Below are 18855 nucleotides of genomic sequence, written 5' to 3' on the forward strand. Positions count from 1 at the left end.
TAACTGGCAGCGCAGTTCTATATGTTCCGCGCCACCTCGTAGGCGTCCCAGATGGCTCCCATAATGTTCCGGGGTTCCCGGGAGTCGCCGATGAGATAAAGGCCAGGCATTTTGCCCATCAGGGCGCGGTAAAGTCCTTGCTCGGGCGTAAACCCTGCCGCCACGACTACCGTATCGGCAGGGAGGGTTGTTCTATGGAAGGACCTGTCAATCAGGATAACGCCCGCGTCAGTTACCTCTAGCAGGCTGGTACCGGTTCGCCATTCCACCCCTTGATAGCGGAGCATCTCTATGAGCATGATCCGGTTCATATACGGGACGGGGATGCCGGCCCGCATCAGGTCGTCCAGGATCTCAATTATCGTCACCTGCTTGCCCTGCCGGGCCAGCCAGAGGGCGGTTTCGCACCCGGCCAGCCCGCCGCCGATGATCACCACCTTATCGCCGGCCTGCTTTTTGCCCAAAAGAATATCAGTTGCCGTGCCTACTTTTTCTTTGTCAATGCCGGGGACGTCGGGCATGGCCGGTTTGGAGCCGGTGGCCACAACAACGGCGTCGGGGTTTTGCTCCAGGACCAGTTCCGGGGTAACTTCCCGGTTCAGGTTGATCTCGACCTGAAGTTCCCGCAGTTCGGTTTTATACCACTGCAACAGGCGCGCGTCGTCTTTTTTGAATTCCGGCACGGCGGCAGCGATTACATGGCCGCCCAGTTGATCGCTCTTTTCGTAAAGGGTTACCTGGTGTCCCCTCAGGGCGGCCACCCGGGCCGCCTCCATGCCGGCCACGCCGCCGCCGATAATCATTACCTTCCGGGCCGAACTCGCCCGCTCGATGCCGTACTCTTTTTCCCGGCCGCAGGCAGGGTTCACGGCGCAGGATAGGGGCCGGCCCAGGAAACCCCGCCCCAGGCAGCCGTCATGGCAGCCAATGCAGGGCCGGATCCTGTCAACCCTTCCCGTCATCGCTTTGCTGGCCCATTGAGCATCTGTTAACAGGCCCCGGCCGATGGCTATCATGTCCGCCTTGCCTTCAACCAGGGCACGTTCCGCCAGGTCCGGCTCATCCATCCGGCCGGCGACGATCACCGGGACCTTAACCGCTTCTTTTAGCTTTTGGGTTAAAGGCAGGTAACAGCCGTGCTCTTGATAGAGGGGCGGGTGGGCCCAGTACCAGGCGTCATAGGAACCGGCGTCGGCGTCAAAGCCGTCGTAACCTGCTGCTTCCAGGATCCTGGCGGCCTCCAGCGCTTCTTCCACGTCGCGGCCTTTTTCGGTAAACACTTCCCCGGGCAGTCCCCCCTGGCGCCAGTCCTTGATAAAATTCTTGATACTGAACCTGAGGAGGACGGGGAACTCTTTCCCCACCCTCTTTTTAATCTCCTGCACTATTTCGATGGGGAAAGTGAGCCTGCCCCGCAAGTCGCCGCCGTATTTATCCGTGCGGCGGTTGAACAGGGCGATGGTGAACTGGTCGAGGAGATAGCCCTCATGCATGGCATGAATCTCTACCCCGTCAAACCCGGCTTCTACAGCTATTTCCGCCGCCTCGCCGGCCCTCCGAACCAGTGTTTCGACTTCCCGGGTTGCCAGCTCCCGGCAGGTTATAGCCGGTTCCCAAAAATTAGGAATGGCTGAAGGGGCGACAGGTTCTCCCGCCAGCATAACCGGCGAGGCCACCCGGCCAAAACCCATACCCAGCTGCAGGAATATCCTGGTTCCATAGGCGTGTACCCTTTCCGTCAGCTCGCCTGCCGTAGCGATAAAGTGGGGCGGGTTTACGGATACGGTGGGAACCATCCCGGGCTTAAACGCTTCAATCTCGTTTTCAACCTTGGTCACACTGGTGATGATTAACCCGGTGCCCCCCCTGGCCCGTTCAATATAATAATCTATGGCCCGTTCTGAGAAGCAGCCGTCCGGGGTTACCAGGCCCAGGACACCCATGGGAGCCATAGCGATTTTATTCTTTACTTCTACCTTACCTATCTTGACGGGTTCAAAAAGTCTGGTATAGGCTGCCACAATAATTAACCTCCTGCTTTTATCCGTTATTAGTACTCACGGTAATTATTGTGCACCAATATCAGCCATTTATTAGCGCCTCTTTTCTATTCACCCGGCTCCCTGTCCCACCGCAGGCCACGGTAAACAGGATGGCGCAGGCACCCGTCCGGGGTCTGCTCCAGGTACTCCACGGTGCAGAGAAGGCGCGGTTCCACCCAGCGGGGCCGGGTCAGGCCTGGTACGGGTTCTCCGAAGGGCGGCGGCACAGCCTTGAGTTTTTTTAGCTCCGCCAGCAACCGCCTCTCTTCCTCCCGGTCAAAGCCGGTTCCCACCTTGCCCCGGTAGACCAGCCGCCCCTGCCGGTACTCGCCCAGGATGAGGGCCCTTAAGATACGCTCACCGCTCCCGGGCTCGTACCCTACGATGATAAACTCCTCCGCGCGAGTATGCCGGAATTTGCGCCAGTGGGAGGAACGCCGTCCGGGAAGGTAGGGGCTGTCTTTGGCCTTGGCCACAACTCCCTCCAGGCCCTGCCTGGTGCAGGTCGCAAAAAAGGTAATGCCGCAGGTTTCAATAAAGCTGGAGAGGGCCAGGTTGTCCCCCGGCCGCACAGCTTCCTGGAGCAAAACTTTACGCCAGTACAGAGGCCGGGGCATGATGTTTTCGCCCCGGCAGTAAAGGAGATCGAAGGCGACAAAAACGGCCGGGTTTTGCCGAGCGGCCTGCCTGATCTTCACAGGATCAGTAATCCTCCCCCTGACCTGGAGGCGGCTGAAGGAGGGCCGGCCTTCCTCTCCCGGGATAATTATCTCCCCGTCCAGGACCGCCGGCTGCATCCCGACCCACAGGTGCAGGCCGGCCAGTTCGGGAAAAGCCGGGGTGATGTCCAGGAGGTTGCGGGACTGGAGGATGGTTTTCCGGTCCAGGTAAGCCAGGCAACGGTAACCGTCCCATTTCACCTCATAAATAAAGTCGGGGGAATCAAAGGGGCGGGCGGCCACAGCCAGCATGGGCTTGATTTGAAATACCGGAAGCCGGCCGCCATTCTCCCCCGTCATGAGGTCTTGCGCCGCCGGCGCGGTTTCTTGGCTTCTTCATCCCCGGCACCGGCGGCCTTTTCCTTTTTGGCCAGTTCGATGCTGGCCTTCAGGGCCTCCATCAGATCGACCACTTTCCCTGCTGCGGGCCGCGCCGGTACCGCCACCTCTTCACCAGCGACCTTAGCTTCGATAATCTCCAGGAGGGCCTGCCGGTAGGCGTCGGTATATTTTTCCGGCTCAAACCGGGCCGCCAGGTTGTTAATCAGGGTGACGGCCATTTTGACCTCATTTTCATGGAGCTTGACATCAAAGTTTAATTCCGGCAGTTGCTCTGCCGCCCTGACCTCCCGGGGGTAAAACATGGTGTGCATTACCAGGGTCCTGCCGGAAACCCTTACCGCCGCCAGGGATTCCCTGGTCCTTAAACTTACCCTGGCTATGGCAATTTTCCCTGTAGCCTCCATGGCCTGCCGCAGCAGGGCATAGGCTTTCTGCCCCATCTCGCCTGGTACCAGGTAATAAGCCCTGTCAAAATAAATGGGGTCAATCTCCTCCAGGTCGACAAAGTCGAGGATGTTAATACTCCTGGTCGCCTCTTGAGGAATTCCTTCCAGGTCTTCCTCCTGCAAAATTACATACTTGCCCTTTTCGTATTCGTAGCCCCGGACGATCTCCTCCGGGGGAACCTCTACCTGGCAGTAGGGGCAGTATTTGCGGTACTGGATGGGCGTCCTGCACCTGGCGTGCAGGTAGTTGAATTTGAGATCGCTGCTTTCGGTGGCTTTGTATAGTTTTACCGGCACGTTGACCAGGCCGAAGCTGATGGCGCCTTTCCAGAGGGGGCGCACGGCTCTCACCTCGAGGTTGTCCAGCGGTAACCCGGGCCGCTCCCGGCACCAGCATCCTTGGCGCCCCGGGCTTTGCCTGTAGTATCTCCGCCCGGTAGGCAGGCAATACGCCGGTGTGAGCCAGTTCCATTGCCGCCCCACCGTGCTTAAAATAAAAATCCGGCCCCCGGGCCGGTATATGAAGGCTGTACTGAGGATAAATTTTAGAAGATACTTTCTACCTGGACTTCAAAGCCAGCTATCACCCACGACTTTACCGTCCCCTGCTGCTCGGCTTCCTGATCGAGGACAAATTTTCCTTCCTGCCTTAAAAAAACCTGCACCGATTTATGCTGGGGATCGACAATCCAATATTCCCTGACGCCTTTCTTTTCATAAACCTTGTACTTGCTGCGCAGGTCGTAATAACCCGTACTGGGGGAGAGTATCTCCGCCACCAGGTCCGGGGCGCCGTTGATACGTTTTTCCTCTATAATTGATAACCTTTCCTTGGAAATAAAAATTATATCCGGTTGATAGGTCTCTGTTTCATCCAGGTAGACGTCCAGGGGTGCATCTAAAACAATGCCCAGCCCTTTTTCCAGGACAAAACCCGCCATTTTTAATTCCAGTTTCATTGATACCATTTGATGATAGGGTGTCGGCGAAGGTGTCCTTACCAGTTCCCCCCCGATAAGCTGATAGGGTGACCCCTCCGGGAGGCGGCAATAATCTTCATAAGTGTACCGTCCCCGGCCCGCCGCCAGTTCCGCCAGAATTGCGCTCATTTTCCTGCACCTCCGTTCCCTTGGCGTCCTTTTTACTGGCAGTTTTTTCTTTATTCTATCCGAAAATTGCCACGTAAACAAGCATAAGGGTACCCGCTTCCGGCAGCTCGGTTAGCTAAGATCGCTTTTTCCCCATAGGATTAAGTTCGGTTTGCCATTCTTTTACCGCCTACGATGTCGCTAAAATACAACATAAACTGCCCGTTGGCCAAAGTTTAGCAGGGCTCGGCCCATCAATCCTCTATTAATTCTAACAAAGGTGTTAAATCATTGGGGCGCTCCAGGAGGTCCCGGTACAGGTCGCCGTACCTCTCCAGCCGGCCCCGGATGGTATGGATGTTAAAATCTCCGGGGGCAATCTTCTTCTCCGCCACTTCTTCCCAGGTCAGCGGGGTGGAAACCGGGGCCCCGGGCAGGGGCCGCAGGCTGTAGGGAAAGGCCATGGACCGCCCCCGCACATTCTGCAGGTAATCCAGGTAGACTTTGTCCCGGCGCTTTTGGATAAGGTGTTCGGTGGTGGCTTTGCGGGGGTAAACCTGGACAATGAGCTGCGCCAGGTATCCCATGGCAGCCGTGACTTCCAGGAAGGTCCAGCGGGGATAAAGGCTGGGCGTACACTACGCGCACCTCCGTTACCCCCTTCGTTCCCCGGGGACCATTCTCCCCTGGGCGCTTTCTTTCAGTGTACATCTCCGTCCCCCTTTATTTCGATTTTTTTGGGGCTTTCCCTTCCCCTAAAAAATAAAAAAAGGCGCAGGAAAAAATTTTTTCCCGCGCCCACGTTCCGCCGGCCGCCAACGCTGCAGCCATCCAGGAAGTGTGTGTGAAAGTTTTTCTCAGACCGTTAAAGCACGCCTTTCGGCAGGACTTTTTTATGATTCTCCGCGCCTCCGCCCCAGGAGCAGCCCCAGCCCGGCCCAGCTCCCCGCGAAGGCCAGGGCGAACGCCGCCGGCCAGCATATCGGCCAGGCCGGCTCCAGGCCCGCGAACCACGCCAGCGCCGGTGTGAGGTAGGCCCCGGCGCAGGCCAGCCCGAAGGGGAGCATGGTCCTCCAGGCGAAGCCTCTCGCCAGCCACCCGGCCGGCGCGCCCGCCAGCACGAGGGAGAGGACGACAACCAGGGCCAGGGCCGCAAGCTGCCGCACGCTCAGGGGCAAGGACTTGAACGCCTTGAAGTCCACCATGAAGAAGCTCCCGGCCAGGGAGAAGCTCCCTGCGATGACCGCGTTCAGGAGCCTTTCGATGGCGGTCGGCTTGCCATACATCATACTTCCCCCCTTTCCGCCGCCCGGGCCAGCTCGGCCATGGACGGCTTCGTGTAGACCGCCGTGGTGTCCAGCCTGGCGTGCCCCAGGACAGATGCCACTTCCACCAGGTTCGCCCCGGCCCGCAGCATGTTGGTGGCGCAGGTGTGCCTTAAGGTGTGGGGGTGCAAATCGGGTATCCTCGCTTTCCAGGCGTACTTTTTCACCACCCGCCAGGCGGCGCAGGCGGTAAGGTGTTTTTCCGGGCAAGCCCCCGGGAAGAGCCAGGGCGAACCGGGGTGCTTTTTCTCTCGAACGGCCAGCCATTCCCTGATGGCTTTCCTGGCGGCCGGAGGAACCGGTGCTTCCCGGTACTTGCCGCCTTTACCGTTTCTTACCACTATCACCCCGTGCCTTTCCCCCACGTCCACGTCTTCAACCTGCAAGGTTACGGCTTCGGACACCCTCAGCCCGCAGGAAAGCATGAGCCTCACCAGGGCGGCGTCCCTGGCGTTCCCTTCCTTTTCCACCTCCCGCAGAAGCCTGTTTACTTCGACCCTGTCCAGGGCCTCCGGCGCGCCCTTGGCTTCCGGCACGCCCCTGGGGAAGTCCGGCAGCCTGGGGGCCAGGCCACGGTCCACGCACCAGGAGAGCCAGGACTTTACGGCCTTCATGCGGCGGTTGACGGTGTTGGGCTTGAGGCCCTTTACGTTCCGCATCCAGGACTGGTACTCGCGGAGGTCGATGCTGGTCATCTTCTCTGGCTCCGGTTCCTCCCCGTAAGTGTCCCGGTACCACTCAGAGAAAGCCCGCAGGTCTTTGCGGTAGCCGGAGACGGTGTGGGTGGATGCGTCGGTTTCTTTGAGGTAGGAAAGGTAGCGGTCGAAGATTTCGGTCACGGCAATCACTCCTTTCTGTGCGGAATTACGTTTTTGGGGCTTTGGAGTTGGCCTTTCCAGTCTTTAAAACGCAGGAGCCCCCGTGAGAGCTGTTTGCTCTTCCCGGGGGCTGCCGACAGTAAATTCGTAGGGGTAGGGTTCGGGACTCTCCCTTTAATCGAACTCTGGTTCAATAAGTCTGTACTGGCCGTCTTTGCGGCGGTAGAGGACATTCACCTTTTCCGTCTCGGCATTGGCAAAAAACAAGGAAATCATGTCCACACAGGTTCTTCTACGGTACGGCTTCCCTTACACCCGATAGCCTCCCTTACTGTTCTTCTTGGCCTCTTTATCAGCGTACATCCTGGCGTCGGCCACGGCGAGCAGGGCGTCCACGCTCTCCCCGTCCGCCGGGAACCGGGCCAGCCTCACCGAGAGGCTTAAGGGTATCTCCTCACCCGAGAAGCACACCGCCTTCAGGTGTTTGTCCAGCCTGGACCGCAAGGTCTCCTCCCGCGGCCCCTTGCTGGGGAAGAGGACGACGAACTCGTCGCCGCCGTAGCGGGCCACCACGTTGCCCTCCCTGACGCTCTTCTGGATCGCCCTTGCGGCCTGCTTCAGTGCCTCGTCGCCGCACTGGTGGCCGAAGGTGTCGTTGATCGCCTTCATCCCGTCCAGGTCGAGGACGGCCACGGCGGGGATGCGGCCCGACGACCGGGCCTTTGCAAACGCGCGCTCCGCGGCACTGAAGAATGCCCTCCTGTTGTACAGGCTGGTGAGCGGGTCCCGCTCGGCCTCGTGCTGGTACCTGCACGAGGCCCGGGCCAGCTCCGTGAGCATTGTAGCCGCCGACCACGCGATGAGGAAGGTGCCCAAATTGAACAGTATAAGCTCTCCGACCACTCTCTTTACAATGTAGGGGATTGCGAAAAATTCGCCCAGGAGGTCTACCGACAGCCCGGTCAGGGCGAGTGCAAGACCGGTCATCATGCCTGCGAGCATCGTTCCCTGGCAGCCGGGCCTCGGCCTACGGGAGAACCAAGCCAGCCAGATCATGGAAGCTAAATAGATAACGAGCTTGCTGGCCTTGCAGGCCACGCGCAGCCAGTCTACAACCTGGATCCTTTCGAGTGCCATTATTTATCTCCTCAACCGTGCTTTATCGTTCTGGGTCGTGACGGATAATGCTGTCCACCAAAGTGCCAGGTCTTCAGCCCCGAAGGGTTCGAGCAGGCAGCTCGTGTTCTCCCGCTCCGCGGCCCACCTGCCCAGGGCGGCGTCACCCCCTCCGGCTGGGACGACGATCGGCACCGCCCGTTAACCGGGGAGGGTTCTGAGGGTCTCCAGCAGCCCCAGGCCGCTCATCTCCCGGAGGCGGAGATTCAGCCCACGACGGCGTACACCGCGGAGACGGCTTTACCAGGGCCTCGCGGCCCGTAGCGACCTCCTCCACGGAGTAGCCCCTTTCCTCCAGCACGGCCTTGTAGGTCAGCCTGTCGAGGGTCGACCCTTCCACCAGGAGCACGGTTTTTGACGGCGGGCGCGACATTTTCCAGTAATCCGGCGAGAGTATCTTACCCCGTAGCGACTTAGTTTTCTTATGACTTAGGACCGCGCGATGTTTTCAGAGGCCTTTTCCTGGGGGAGAACTAAGTAGCAATATTGGAAGACATTGTCCTTAACAAGAGAAAGAGCCCGAGGCTTTAGACCCCGAGCCCTCTTATAGGCTTCCTTTATTCCCCAAGTCTTAGTTCTAAGACTTTGAGAACCGGACCGCGCATGTAGATGTTCGGTTCCTCAACCAGGTAACCGGTCACGCTCACCTTCTGGCCCTCTAAGGATTTGAGCAATCTCACTACAGTTTTGTCCCCCGGGTCAATCAACAGTACGTAATTTTCTTTTTCTGTCTGAATCTCCCAGTGAGGTTTTTCCACGGTGCTCCAGGTGAGAGTCCCCGTAACTTCAACTGTTACTTCAAAAAGCCTGAGCCTCTCCGCCAACCGGACTAACAGAGCCGCCGCCTGTGCCCGGGTTACTTCACCCTGAGGTGCAAAGAGATTAGCAGACACTCCTCTGAGCAGCCCCCGGGCATAAGCGGTGGACACTGCTGCCCGCGCCCAAGGAGAAATACTCTCCTTATCCTCAAACGGCACCTCTTCGGCAACCTCTTTTAATCCCGCCAGACGTACCGCCAGGGCTGCCATTTCTTCCCGGGTAATGGTATCTTCAGGCCGGAAGGTGCCGTCCGGGTAGCCCTTCATAAGGCCCGCCATGGCTGCTGCCTCCACTACGCCGTAGTACCAGGAAGCAGGATCAACATCACGGAAGGTAGGTGCAGCCGGCGTCACCGGTGCCAGGCCCTTGAGATTGGCCAGAAGAGCCGCCATCTGAGCGCGGGTTACCGGCTCTTCGGGCGCGAAACGGTCGGGCGCTACACCGTGTACTATGCCTCGCGCCGCCAGAAGTTCGATAGAGTTTTTAGCCCAGTGCCCTTTTATATCCCCGAAAGTTTGTGCGAGGCCCATGACTGCATAGTTGGAAAAGTGATTGAGTTCTACAACGATGGCGTTGTTCCTCCGGTCGAGTTTCCCGCCCACGGGTACCCACGAACCGTTTTGCTCCTGGCGGAACAACATCGCACAACGCGGGTCGAGCCCTTCAAGCTTGGCCGGGTCGAACTTTAGCGACAGGACCACCGGTGCGGAAATCTCAGCGCTACTTTCGATACTAACTACCGGGCTTAAAGGAACTGCACCAGCCGGCACCTTATCCGGAGTATCGGCTAGAAGTTTCACCGACACCTTTGCGTCTATCGGAAGAGCTCCAGCCGGTATTTCCATAACTACCTTGCCATCGTGTGTTGAGACCTCCTGCTTTTCTCCGGTCACCGTGATCTCGGCCAGGCCAGGGGTTTCTCCTTTGCTCTGAGGCGGAGCACCTCCGCCTCCACCCCCTCCAGCACCGCCAGTTCCACCGTCTCCGGTGCCTCCACTACTACCTCCGCTACCGGTACCGCTACCGCTCCCCGGTGCAGGCAGAGCGCTGACTGCAGCCAGCAGTTGGCCCAGGTTAAGGGTGCCACCGGAGGCCACTTTACCTTCAAGGCCAGACAGATGAGTAACTCCTTGCTTCAAAAAGCTTATTATCTGTTCGGGGGAAAGGTCGGGCCGTAAACTATAACCCAAGGCCGCTCCACCCGATACAAAGGGGGTTGCCATAGAAGTACCCGACCACGCCTCGTACGGAGTGTAGGTTAGAACAACCTTTGCCTGGTTACTGGCGGGCAACAAAACGTCTATAAAGCGTCCCACCACAGCGCGGTTTAGCGGGTACTGCTTCCCCGTCATGGGATCGTACACGCCCTCCAGGACGCTGGGGCCTTCCCATGCGTAGACAAAGTTTGCACCCAGGAAGGTGTGATAAAAGTTGTCCTGCTCGATGAGGAAACCAGCACTGCGGCCTGCCAAGAAGAGCTTCCCGCCAGCCTGCAGATACTGAGTCAGGTTGCTCCGGTCACTTTGCGTAAGATTAGGGTGCCATGTGTTTGGATCAAAGAAGTTTGCCGTAGCGGGGTTGCTAAGGAAAGCGTATCCCGTAAACCAAATGACCCCGCTGTAGACGCTGCTGTCAACCGCCGGGCCGTCAGCGTCGTTTGGCACTGTGTAAAGGCGGTAAACGTATCCGGCGGTACTGAGGGCGTTCATGTACCAAGTGCTGACCTCAGGGAATACCAGCTTGTGCTCGTTATCCACAGGGTAGCTCCCCGCCTGGTCGTCATCCACCACCAGGAGCGGCCTGGTCTGGGTTTCAGCCGGGGTGAGGCCGAAAAAGCCGTAAACTACCCGGACGATGCTATCGTACACTGCGCCAGCTGTACTCTTGCCCTCGGAAGGATCGTCCATGTCCTCTGCTCCGAACCCCCAGAACATAACCTTGTCCCCGCTTTCGCCGTAAACAGCCAGCGCGACGCCGCCGCCCGCGGGTGGAGCGGGCACCGTGCTCCAAATACTTTCTCCCGGTGCACCCAGCGTAACTGACGAGGGGCCAAAGTTAGAGAACTGCGCCAGCATTCCTTTGTTTGGGCTATCGGGGCTGGCCACCGCGGCCACGCTCACCACATTTGGCAAAGCGGTTATCCCGTAGCTCGGCCAATCTTTGGTAAAGCTGGCCGGGTTATTAAAGGTATCATCGTTATTCGCCCCTTCATTGCCCGCGGCAACGACGAACAATACGTTCGGGTAAGCCTTAATTGTATCGTAAAGCAAACGATCAGGCTGGCCCGCATAACCGAGGCTCATGTTGATGACCTTCGCCCCGTGCGCAACGGCGTAATTGATGCCCTGAACCACAGCAGCGGTATCCCCTTGCCCCGTATCCCAAAGGACTTTCACCGCCATAATTTTTACCCCCGGGGCCACTCCGGCCACGCCCAAGCCGTTGTTGGCCGCTGCGGCGATGATGCCCGCCACGTGCGTTCCGTGGCCGTTATAGTCCATGGGGTTGGGGTCGTTGTAAGCGAAGTCGTAGCCTACAGCTCCGGTCGCGGGGTCGTACCACATGCTGTCCTTGAGGTCAGGGTGGTGGAAATCCACGCCGGTATCCAGCACGGCGACAATAATTTCTGATGAGCCTTGGGTGTAATGCCAGGCGTCCTCAACGCCCACCCCGTAGACCGCGTCAACCAAGCCCCACTGCTGGGAGTACAGGGGATCGTTGGTACGGCAATGGTAGATAAAATTAGGCTGAACGTATTCCACTCGCGGGTCGCTTTTAAGTGTCTCAATAGCCTGTGGTACTCCTGATGTCACTTTGAATAAAGCGGCGTTCTGGGGCAATTCTTGTGCTACTCTCAAGCCCAGCACTCCGTATTTTGAAGCAATATCCGCTGCTGCGGCTGTAAAGCTTTACTTTTTTACTTCATCTTCTTTGAACTTGACGACCACTTCATCCGAAACATAATTCAGCCTCTCGTTCGCAAAAATGTAGTCTTTTAAAGTACCGCCGTTAAGCGGCCCGCTCCCCCTCACCGCTGCAAAAGCAGGAAATGCCTGTGTTCCAAGTAAGGCCAATATCACCAGGATTGTTATAATCCCCCAATATACCCTCTTCTTCAATTTCGACGCCTCCCCATGCGACATACCCAGTAAATAAGTTGCGGCTACTTATTTGGGGTTCTAAAACTTGAGGTATCCTCTGGAACAAGTACGGCAGAACCGAAGACGAGACAATCCTATTCCTTCCACACCTCCTCAGTGTTAATTGGATTACTCCCCGTTCCTGACGGCAACCGCTTACGCGCGGGCTGCACGCCTTTTAGGGTTTCTCCCTTCAGCAAGGAGTTGCACACCAACCTTTTAAAGATTGGTGCTTGCTCAGCAAGCTTGCTGTTACGTCAGGTTCCTAAGAACATCTCAATTTTGGTTTGCTGTTCCTACAGTAAAGGACGTGGTATTGTGGACAACCACTTTCGTCCCAGTTGATACAGGATCTGCCACTAATGTGGTTTCTCCCACAATGATCCCGCTGAAGAACTTTACGTTTTTAACACCCCTCGAGATTGAAAGGCTGGTTGAAAAAGGAGTTGCTAAAGCAGTTTCTGGTTGATATCGATTAAAGTTAAAATTGGCATGTAAAACACTAACCTTTAATCCTAGTACCCTTCTAGGGTTTTGTACTTTCTCTTATTCTCTTATTCTCTTATTCTCTTATTAGATAATTGGATTGCAAAAAAAGGTCAAGGGGAAATTTGTCGAACTCGTATACCACCGACAATTTCCTTTAATTCTTTTAAGTCTGCGGATAAACCTTTCGTGTTGCCTTGATTATTTTTTAGGCTTTAGCACTACTTTTCGGGTCTAGTTTTGCCTTTTGAACGCCTTTTTTCATCAAGGCAAGGCACATTGCCTCGATAAGTTGCCTTTTGCTTTTGTGCTTCAAAGTTTCCCATGTCAAGGAGGAAGGACGAGGAAAAATGTAGAATAAAAGTAATTTCGGGAGGGATGTGGTTTGGTTGCTAGCCAGGCAGACCTCTTGCTGCCGCGCGAAGTTGCCAACATCTTCCGGGTCACCGTTCGTACCCTCCGGAACTGGGAGCGGAAGGGCGTTCTAGTCCCCGTCCGCCTCCCCTCGGGCCACAAGCGGTACAGGAGGGAAGAAGTGGAGGCGTTGCTAGGAGCGTGCTCGTTCAGAAAAGGGCCGTTGCAGGGGTAAGTGGTAGACTAAACTACAAAAATTGCGAAGCAAGGAAAAGAGGCGGGCTTTTGTGGATTGGTTCGGATTCGTTACTGCGGGGAGTGTTTTTGCTTCATTTGTAGTAGCTTTCTACACTTATATGCTTGCCCGAGAAACAGCCGAGATGGTTCGCCTACAACGCGAAGAGCGAACGCATAGGTGGGCTCCGGCTTTTCTACTCCAACACACGATAACCTATGGCTCTAGTACGGAAATTGCGTTAACAATCCACAATGTTGGCCTCGGCAGAGCTTTCGATGTAAAGGTATGGGTCGGAAGTGAATATATACGGTGGGTGGACGGCAGGGAAGAAAGAAATCTTTTTACCCTAATCATAAGTAACGGACCAAACCCTTGGGTAGAAATACCGTATTGGCCTAACGCAGATGAAGTATCTTATGAAAAGAATTTTCCGGGTTCTAAGAGGTTCAACCTCCGGTTTCTCCCTAGTATAGAACAATTGAAGGGCCAAGTAAGTGTTGATTGTCAATAGAATTGACCCACTATGTGCAAATAAAATTGACCCACTTGGGAACAAAAATAATAAGCTTCAAGTCATGCGCCAAAGGGAATGAAGGTATAGTCTCGCTGCCGAATTAACGGTCGTTGGCTGCTTTCAGTTTACCTTTGAGCCGGTAGCTAGTGCCGTTAATATAGAAAATGCGGGCGTGATGCACAAGCCGGTCAATTATGGCCGCAGCCACCACTTGGTCGGAAAATATCTCCCCCCATTCGTTGAAGTTATAGTTGCTGGTCAGGATAATGCTCCCCTTCTCGTAACGCATGGAGACCAGGCGGAAGAGGAGGTTGGCCTGTTCTTTAGTTACGGGCATGTAGCCGAGTTCGTCGATGATTAAAAGGTTCAGCCGGGAGTAACTCAGCAGCTTGTCGAGGAGGCTGCCGTCTTTGGCGCTCAAAAGTAGTTCTTCTAAAAGCTTCTGGGCCGTGATAAATGCTACCCGATATTTAGCCATGCAGGCCTTGATACCTAAGGCCACTGACAGATGCGTCTTGCCGACCCCAGGGGGACCCAGGAAGATGATATTCTCCTTTTTCTCCACAAAATCCAGGGAGCCTAAAGCGATAATTTCTTTTTCCCGGATGGATGGTTGAAAGCTAAAGTCAAATTCCTCCAGGGTTTTGATAAAGGGGAAACGTGCTTTATTGATTTTCGTCTTGACCGTGCCTTCGTTTTTCCTTTTTAACTCCTCTTCAAAGAGGAGGGAGAGGTATTCGGTATAAGAGAGGTTGTTTTGCGAAGCCTTCTCTGTTACCTCCTGGTAATGGGCGAGCATCCCCTTTAGTTTTAAGGCCTGCATCTGATTTTCCAGATAACAGGTTAATTTGTTGCTCATGATACTGCCGCCACCTCGCTCTCCTTTAGGGCATAACAGGAGAGGTCCCGTTTGATTTTACCTGGCGGCATATTGACACTTGCGGGGTCACAAGTATAAGAAAGCGGGGCGACTGCTTTCTGCTCTAAGAGCCTTTTTACGCTGTTTTTGTGATAAGAGCCGATTTTCAAGCATTCTTTGATGGCTGCTATGATATCTTCCCGGTTGTATATGTCTTGGTAGCTTAAGATTTCTGCCAGGTGCCAGTACAGGTTGGCCCCGTTCTTATCACGCAGGCCTTCCAGATACCTTTGGCCGTCTTCGCCGAAGGCGCTGATAAACTTCTCCACCAGGGCCGAGCGCAGTTTCAGTTTCTTTTCCTGGTATTGACGGTTGATGGTTTCGTGTTCGGGGTGAAGGGGACGGGCGGTTTGTTTTTTAAGGTCAAGGTCGAACTCCCCTAAAAGCGCACCTGCCTCGTCATATACCTTCAGGCGCCGGCCGTAGATGTTTTCGACCCACACCCTCCTTAAGCAGTAGCGCATAGGTACGGGGTAGAGATTGCCGTCATGGGATATATAGCCGTCATTGCTCACCTTCCGGGGTTCTTTATGGTGTAAGAAGGCCGGTTCGACAGCAGGTATTTGGAGAAGGCATCCTTTTTCCTCGGCAAACATCTCCTCCGGCGGTCGGCCTAAGCTGCTGTGGGGCCTCTTGTTGTAGGCTTCCTGGAACTCGGAAAGCTTTACAGCGAATTCGTTCAAGTCCCCCACCTCCAGGCCCCGTAGCAGGTGTTCCTGGACATAGTAAAAGGGGCGTTCCACCTTTCCCTTGGTCCGGGCACGGTAGTTGGCGCAAGCCGAAGGCTGGATGCCATATAGCCCGCAGAATTTGAGGAACTCATCATTGTACCGGACGATACCGTCTTTTTGGTGGGTGATGACCATTTGCTTGCCGTTGTCTATCACCAACTCCGGGGCATAACCGCCGAAGAAGTCAATGGCCTCAACCAGAACCCGGATCACGTCGGCGGTGGTGATGCTTAAAGAGAAGGTATAAAATTTCATCCGGCTAAAGGATAAGACCACCTCGTGGAGATATATTTTCAGGGGCTTCCCGTCTACCGGTAACGTCCACACCTTCCAATCGTACTGCATCTGCTTACCCGGGCCGGTTTCCACCCGGGTGGTAGCTAATTTAGCTGCATTATCTTCTGCCTTTATGGACCTAAGATAACGGTGGACGCTGGCTAGGGAGCCTTGATAGCCCTTATCTTTCAGTTCTTTGTAAATCCTTGTGCCGATATATCCCTTGGCAAGCATAATCTTGATTTCTTCCAGAAACTTGTCCAGTTCTTTAACGTACTCCCTAGCTTTAAACTGGGGCGGGCCGGCTTCTTTCAGGTACTTCCTGACGGTATTCCTGGACACCCCAACATCCCTGGCTATTTGCCTGATGCCGACCCCTTGAGCATGCAGTGCCTTGATGCGCTGCCATTTGTACATGCTGACCACCTCTTGTTCCTCCCCCTCTCAGGGGGGATTTTATCACAAGATTAGGTGGGTCAGTTTTATTTGACGATCTAGGGTCAATTCTATTTTACGATCTACAAGTAAGGATTTTTTATACGGATAGTCTCAGACAGAGGTATAAAGCATCGTGTCCATTTGTAATTAGACTTCAAAAGAGAAAATACGACCTTGACTTGCCAGAAGGGACCGTTCTCAGGTTCAAACCCATTTCCTTATCTGAAGAGGAGAAGTTTCTCCGAAAGTTAAACCTGAAAGTTATGCCGTTCTCACCAGGCTAGGTTTTTATAAGCATTGCGTAAGAACTTGTAGTGACAAAATTTCTTCACGCATTCACCCGCCCACTAGACGATTCCAAGCCGCGAGCCGAGTACCATAGGCCCTTGCAAAGAAGGTGGGCGGCGGGTCTGTGGGGAAATCCGTAGGCAGGATACTAGAAGAATTGTTTGAGTGAAATTTAAGCGAAAACGGGGTTACGTGTGACTGGGATACACATCGGATTTTTCGAGTCTTGAAGACCACCTTTGGAGGGCACCGTATAGACTCCGCGATCCCGCAATATGGGATGGGATATGCACTGGAAGAGGGGGTGAAGGTATGAACGAAGCGGATACACTGGCAACGCTGGTCGAACCCAAACTCAAAGCTGCCGGTTGGACAGATCAGAAAGTCACCCGCGAGTTTTACTATAATCGAGATTACCAGTACACAAAGGGACGCATCATTCTCGTTGGTGACCGGGTTCACCGCGGCAAACCACGTAAAGTAGATTATCTTCTTCGCATCAGTGAAAGTTTTCCCATTGCCGTGGTGGAGGCGAAGGCCGAAAGTGAACCGGCTGAAGCGGGGCTGGAACAAGCTAAAGAATACGCGAGAGATTTGGGCTTAGCATTCGCCTACTCGACGAACGGTCGCTCCGTTATTGAGTACGATTTTTTCACCTACTCAAGCAGGATGCTAACAAATTTTCCCCGACCAGAGGAACTTTGGCAACGGTGGAGCCTCAATACCGGTTTAACATCGCCACAACAACCATACCAGGTTGCGGAGGAGAGAGCAGCTTATAGCGTTTCGGGAGAGCGGTGGAAGGGTAACCCGCTTTTATATCCTTATTGCCCCGAATCCGTTTGTGGTCGGGGGCCTTTCTATTTTCAGGAAGTGGCTATCCGAGAAGTTATTAAGCGACTGATGCGCGGGCAACGCCGCGTGCTTTTGGCCATGGCGACCGGGACGGGAAAAACGTTTGTCGCCTTCCAAATCGTGTGGAAACTCATTAAATCCGGCTGGCTGAAACTCCGCCACCCCGACCGCCCCGCCCGGGTTCTCTTCTTGGCCGACCGGGTGGTCTTGCGCGACCAGGCTTACAATGTTTTTTCCCCCTTTGCTGACGGCACAAGCGACCCACGCTACCGCATTGAAGGCCACCCACCCAACCTCAACCGCGACCTCTACTTCGGCATCTATCAGACGCTGTGGAGTCCAGATGAAAAAGGTGTGCGTCTATTCGAGCGCTTCCCGCGCGACTTTTTCGACCTGGTCATCATTGATGAGTGCCACCGTTCGGGTTGGGGCACGTGGCGGGAGATCCTCGATCACTTCGGTAGCGCCATCCACCTTGGAATGACGGCAACACCCAAGCAAGATGAGAATGTAGACACCTACGCCTACTTCTGCGCTGAGGAACCGGAAGTAGCTATTGATCCTGAGCATCCGGAGCGCGGTACTTGGCGCCCGCCGGCCTACCAGTATAGCCTAGTATAATGGACCCAGGATTTTAGACACGAAAAATGGGGGTCCTAAGCGTCAACATGGGTACTAGGAAACATTATCCAGCCGAGCTTAAGGCTAAAATCGTACTGGAAATTTTCAAGGAAGAAAAATCCATCGCCCAAATCGCCTCCGAATATGGTATCCACCCCTCTGTCCTAAACCGGTGGAGAAATACGGCAGTAGAGAAACTGCCTTCCCTCTTCACCGATGAAACGAAAAATCTGGAGAACATGAAATCCGAATACGAGAAAAAAATCCAAGACCTCTACGCGGAAGTCGGTCGTTTAACTACAGAACTGACCTGGCTTAAAAAAAAGAGTGGCCTCTGAGCTTAGCCGGGACGAACGTATTCTTCTTGTGGAGTGGGGTCATCCAGAACTATCTATCAAGAAGCAAGCGGAGCTCTTAAGCCTAAACCGCTCTAGCTTGTACTACCACCCAGTGCCCCCTTCCCCAGAAGAAATAACCATAAAACACCGCATTGACGAAATATATACCGAATTTCCCTTTTATGGTTCCAGGCGCATTACGGCCCAGCTTCGAAGGGAGGGATTCCAGGTCAACCGCAAAGCCGTCCAGCGCCATATGCGAGAAATGGGTATAGCCGCCATCTATCCTAAGTCTAACTTAAGCAAAAGAAACCATGAGCATCGAGTATATCCCTACTTGCTGCGAAGCCTTTCTATTAGTTACCCCAACCAGGTCTGGGGTATAGACATCACCTACATCAGGCTAATCCGGGGATGGATGTACCTAGTCGCCATCATGGACTGGTACTCGCGCTTTGTGGTAAGTTGGGCCCTGGACCAGTGCCTGGAAACAACCTTTGTCCTTAGGGCAGTGGAAGCAGCCTTTTCCCTGGCCAAGCCGGAGATAATGAATAGCGACCAGGGAGCTCAGTTTACTGACCCGGACTACATAAAGCTCCTGGAAGGAGCGGGCATAAGGATTAGCATGGACGGCAAAGGCCGGGCTACCGACAACATTTTCACCGAACGCCTTTGGCGGAGCCTGAAATACGAAGAAGTCTATCTCAACGAATATCAAAGTCCCCGGGAAGCCAGGCAGGGTATCTCTCGATATCTAGAGTTTTACAACTACCGCCGGCCTCACCAGTCCTTAAGATATAAAACGCCGGCAGAAGTTTATTATGGAAAGAATTAATACATTTTATGCCAAATATGGAATCTAAAAAATTTGTTCATAAACTA

The 18855-nt window shown here is 54.7% G+C and carries 15 protein-coding genes and 1 pseudogene; 3 read left to right on the forward strand and 13 right to left on the reverse strand.

The window, feature by feature from the left end; all coding sequences use genetic code 11:
- Positions 1 to 17: 17 nt before the first annotated feature.
- The 11 genes from MHFGQ_RS11315 to MHFGQ_RS11365 form a co-directional block, all read right to left on the reverse strand.
- Positions 18 to 2024 carry an FAD-dependent oxidoreductase gene (locus MHFGQ_RS11315; protein WP_106006201.1) on the reverse strand — a complete coding sequence of 669 codons (2007 nt, stop codon included), beginning with the start codon at positions 2022 to 2024 and terminating at the stop codon, positions 18 to 20.
- Between the two features lie 83 nt (positions 2025 to 2107).
- Complete coding sequence (ligD, locus tag MHFGQ_RS11320; RefSeq protein ID WP_211292938.1) at positions 2108 to 3061, reverse strand: non-homologous end-joining DNA ligase; 954 nt, start codon at positions 3059 to 3061, stop codon at positions 2108 to 2110.
- A complete protein-coding gene (locus tag MHFGQ_RS11325) occupies positions 3058 to 3891 on the reverse strand; it encodes a Ku protein (RefSeq protein WP_106006202.1) in 834 nt (277 codons plus the stop codon). The genes ligD and MHFGQ_RS11325 overlap by 4 nt, the downstream gene beginning before the upstream one ends.
- 203 nt (positions 3892 to 4094) lie before the next feature.
- Positions 4095 to 4658: a Uma2 family endonuclease gene (locus tag MHFGQ_RS11330; RefSeq protein WP_106006203.1), complete on the reverse strand. Its 564-nt coding sequence runs from the start codon at positions 4656 to 4658 to the stop codon at positions 4095 to 4097.
- Between the two features lie 233 nt (positions 4659 to 4891).
- A complete protein-coding gene (locus MHFGQ_RS11335; RefSeq protein WP_245907898.1) occupies positions 4892 to 5224 on the reverse strand; it encodes a hypothetical protein in 333 nt (110 codons plus the stop codon).
- A gap of 306 nt (positions 5225 to 5530) precedes the next feature.
- On the reverse strand, positions 5531 to 5926 hold the full coding sequence (locus tag MHFGQ_RS11340) for a hypothetical protein (RefSeq protein ID WP_343105508.1): 396 nt from the start codon (positions 5924 to 5926) through the stop codon (positions 5531 to 5533).
- Complete coding sequence (locus MHFGQ_RS11345; RefSeq protein ID WP_211292939.1) at positions 5923 to 6801, reverse strand: tyrosine-type recombinase/integrase; 879 nt, start codon at positions 6799 to 6801, stop codon at positions 5923 to 5925. Before MHFGQ_RS11345 ends, MHFGQ_RS11340 begins: the two co-directional genes overlap by 4 nt.
- Positions 6802 to 6954: 153 nt before the next feature.
- Complete coding sequence (locus MHFGQ_RS11350; protein WP_245907900.1) at positions 6955 to 7056, reverse strand: sigma 54 modulation/S30EA ribosomal C-terminal domain-containing protein; 102 nt, start codon at positions 7054 to 7056, stop codon at positions 6955 to 6957.
- Positions 7057 to 7089: 33 nt separating this feature from the next.
- Positions 7090 to 7917: a GGDEF domain-containing protein gene (locus MHFGQ_RS11355; RefSeq protein WP_106006204.1), complete on the reverse strand. Its 828-nt coding sequence runs from the start codon at positions 7915 to 7917 to the stop codon at positions 7090 to 7092.
- A 596-nt stretch (positions 7918 to 8513) separates the two neighbouring features.
- Positions 8514 to 11633, reverse strand: coding sequence for a S8 family serine peptidase (locus tag MHFGQ_RS11360; protein WP_146127173.1), 3120 nt, complete (start codon positions 11631 to 11633; stop codon positions 8514 to 8516).
- A 51-nt stretch (positions 11634 to 11684) separates the two neighbouring features.
- Positions 11685 to 11894 (reverse strand): hypothetical protein, encoded by a 210-nt coding sequence (locus tag MHFGQ_RS11365; RefSeq protein WP_106006206.1) that lies wholly within the window; start codon positions 11892 to 11894, stop codon positions 11685 to 11687.
- A 916-nt stretch (positions 11895 to 12810) separates the two neighbouring features.
- Here MHFGQ_RS11365 and MHFGQ_RS11370 point away from each other — a divergent pair.
- Entirely contained in the window at positions 12811 to 12990 is a 180-nt protein-coding gene (locus tag MHFGQ_RS11370; protein ID WP_343105557.1) for a MerR family transcriptional regulator, read from the forward strand.
- A 617-nt stretch (positions 12991 to 13607) separates the two neighbouring features.
- Here MHFGQ_RS11370 and istB read toward each other — a convergent pair.
- Positions 13608 to 14366 (reverse strand): IS21-like element helper ATPase IstB, encoded by a 759-nt coding sequence (gene istB / locus MHFGQ_RS11375; RefSeq protein ID WP_106006221.1) that lies wholly within the window; start codon positions 14364 to 14366, stop codon positions 13608 to 13610.
- Complete coding sequence (istA, locus tag MHFGQ_RS11380) at positions 14363 to 15850, reverse strand: IS21 family transposase (RefSeq protein WP_106006222.1); 1488 nt, start codon at positions 15848 to 15850, stop codon at positions 14363 to 14365. Before istA ends, istB begins: the two co-directional genes overlap by 4 nt.
- Before the next feature lie 621 nt (positions 15851 to 16471).
- Between istA and MHFGQ_RS11385 the strand changes: the two are divergent.
- Positions 16472 to 17629: pseudogene (locus MHFGQ_RS11385) on the forward strand (DEAD/DEAH box helicase family protein); the annotation flags it as partial.
- A gap of 53 nt (positions 17630 to 17682) precedes the next feature.
- Positions 17683 to 18808 (forward strand): IS3 family transposase gene (locus MHFGQ_RS11390; RefSeq protein ID WP_106004846.1). Its coding sequence is split into 2 segments (ribosomal slippage): positions 17683 to 17949 and positions 17951 to 18808, totalling 1125 coding nucleotides; the frame shifts between segments, so codons are not numbered across the junction.
- Positions 18809 to 18855: the final 47 nt, after the last annotated feature.

Origin of the sequence: Moorella humiferrea (assembly GCF_039233145.1) — a bacterium.
GTDB lineage: Bacteria > Bacillota > DSM-521 > Neomoorellales > Neomoorellaceae > Neomoorella > Neomoorella humiferrea.

What these genes read in the sequence shown, in the direction of transcription:
- MHFGQ_RS11340 (WP_343105508.1), bottom strand. Translation starts at nt 5,926, where the DNA reads ATGATGTATGGCAAGCCGACCGCCATCGAAAGGCTCCTGAACGCGGTC.
- istA (WP_106006222.1), bottom strand. Translation starts at nt 15,850, where the DNA reads ATGTACAAATGGCAGCGCATCAAGGCACTGCATGCTCAAGGGGTCGGC.
- MHFGQ_RS11335 (WP_245907898.1), bottom strand. Translation starts at nt 5,224, where the DNA reads ATGGGATACCTGGCGCAGCTCATTGTCCAGGTTTACCCCCGCAAAGCC.
- ligD (WP_211292938.1), bottom strand. Translation starts at nt 3,061, where the DNA reads ATGACGGGGGAGAATGGCGGCCGGCTTCCGGTATTTCAAATCAAGCCC.
- MHFGQ_RS11355 (WP_106006204.1), bottom strand. Translation starts at nt 7,917, where the DNA reads ATGGCACTCGAAAGGATCCAGGTTGTAGACTGGCTGCGCGTGGCCTGC.
- MHFGQ_RS11350 (WP_245907900.1), bottom strand. Translation starts at nt 7,056, where the DNA reads ATGATTTCCTTGTTTTTTGCCAATGCCGAGACGGAAAAGGTGAATGTC.
- istB (WP_106006221.1), bottom strand. Translation starts at nt 14,366, where the DNA reads ATGAGCAACAAATTAACCTGTTATCTGGAAAATCAGATGCAGGCCTTA.
- MHFGQ_RS11330 (WP_106006203.1), bottom strand. Translation starts at nt 4,658, where the DNA reads ATGAGCGCAATTCTGGCGGAACTGGCGGCGGGCCGGGGACGGTACACT.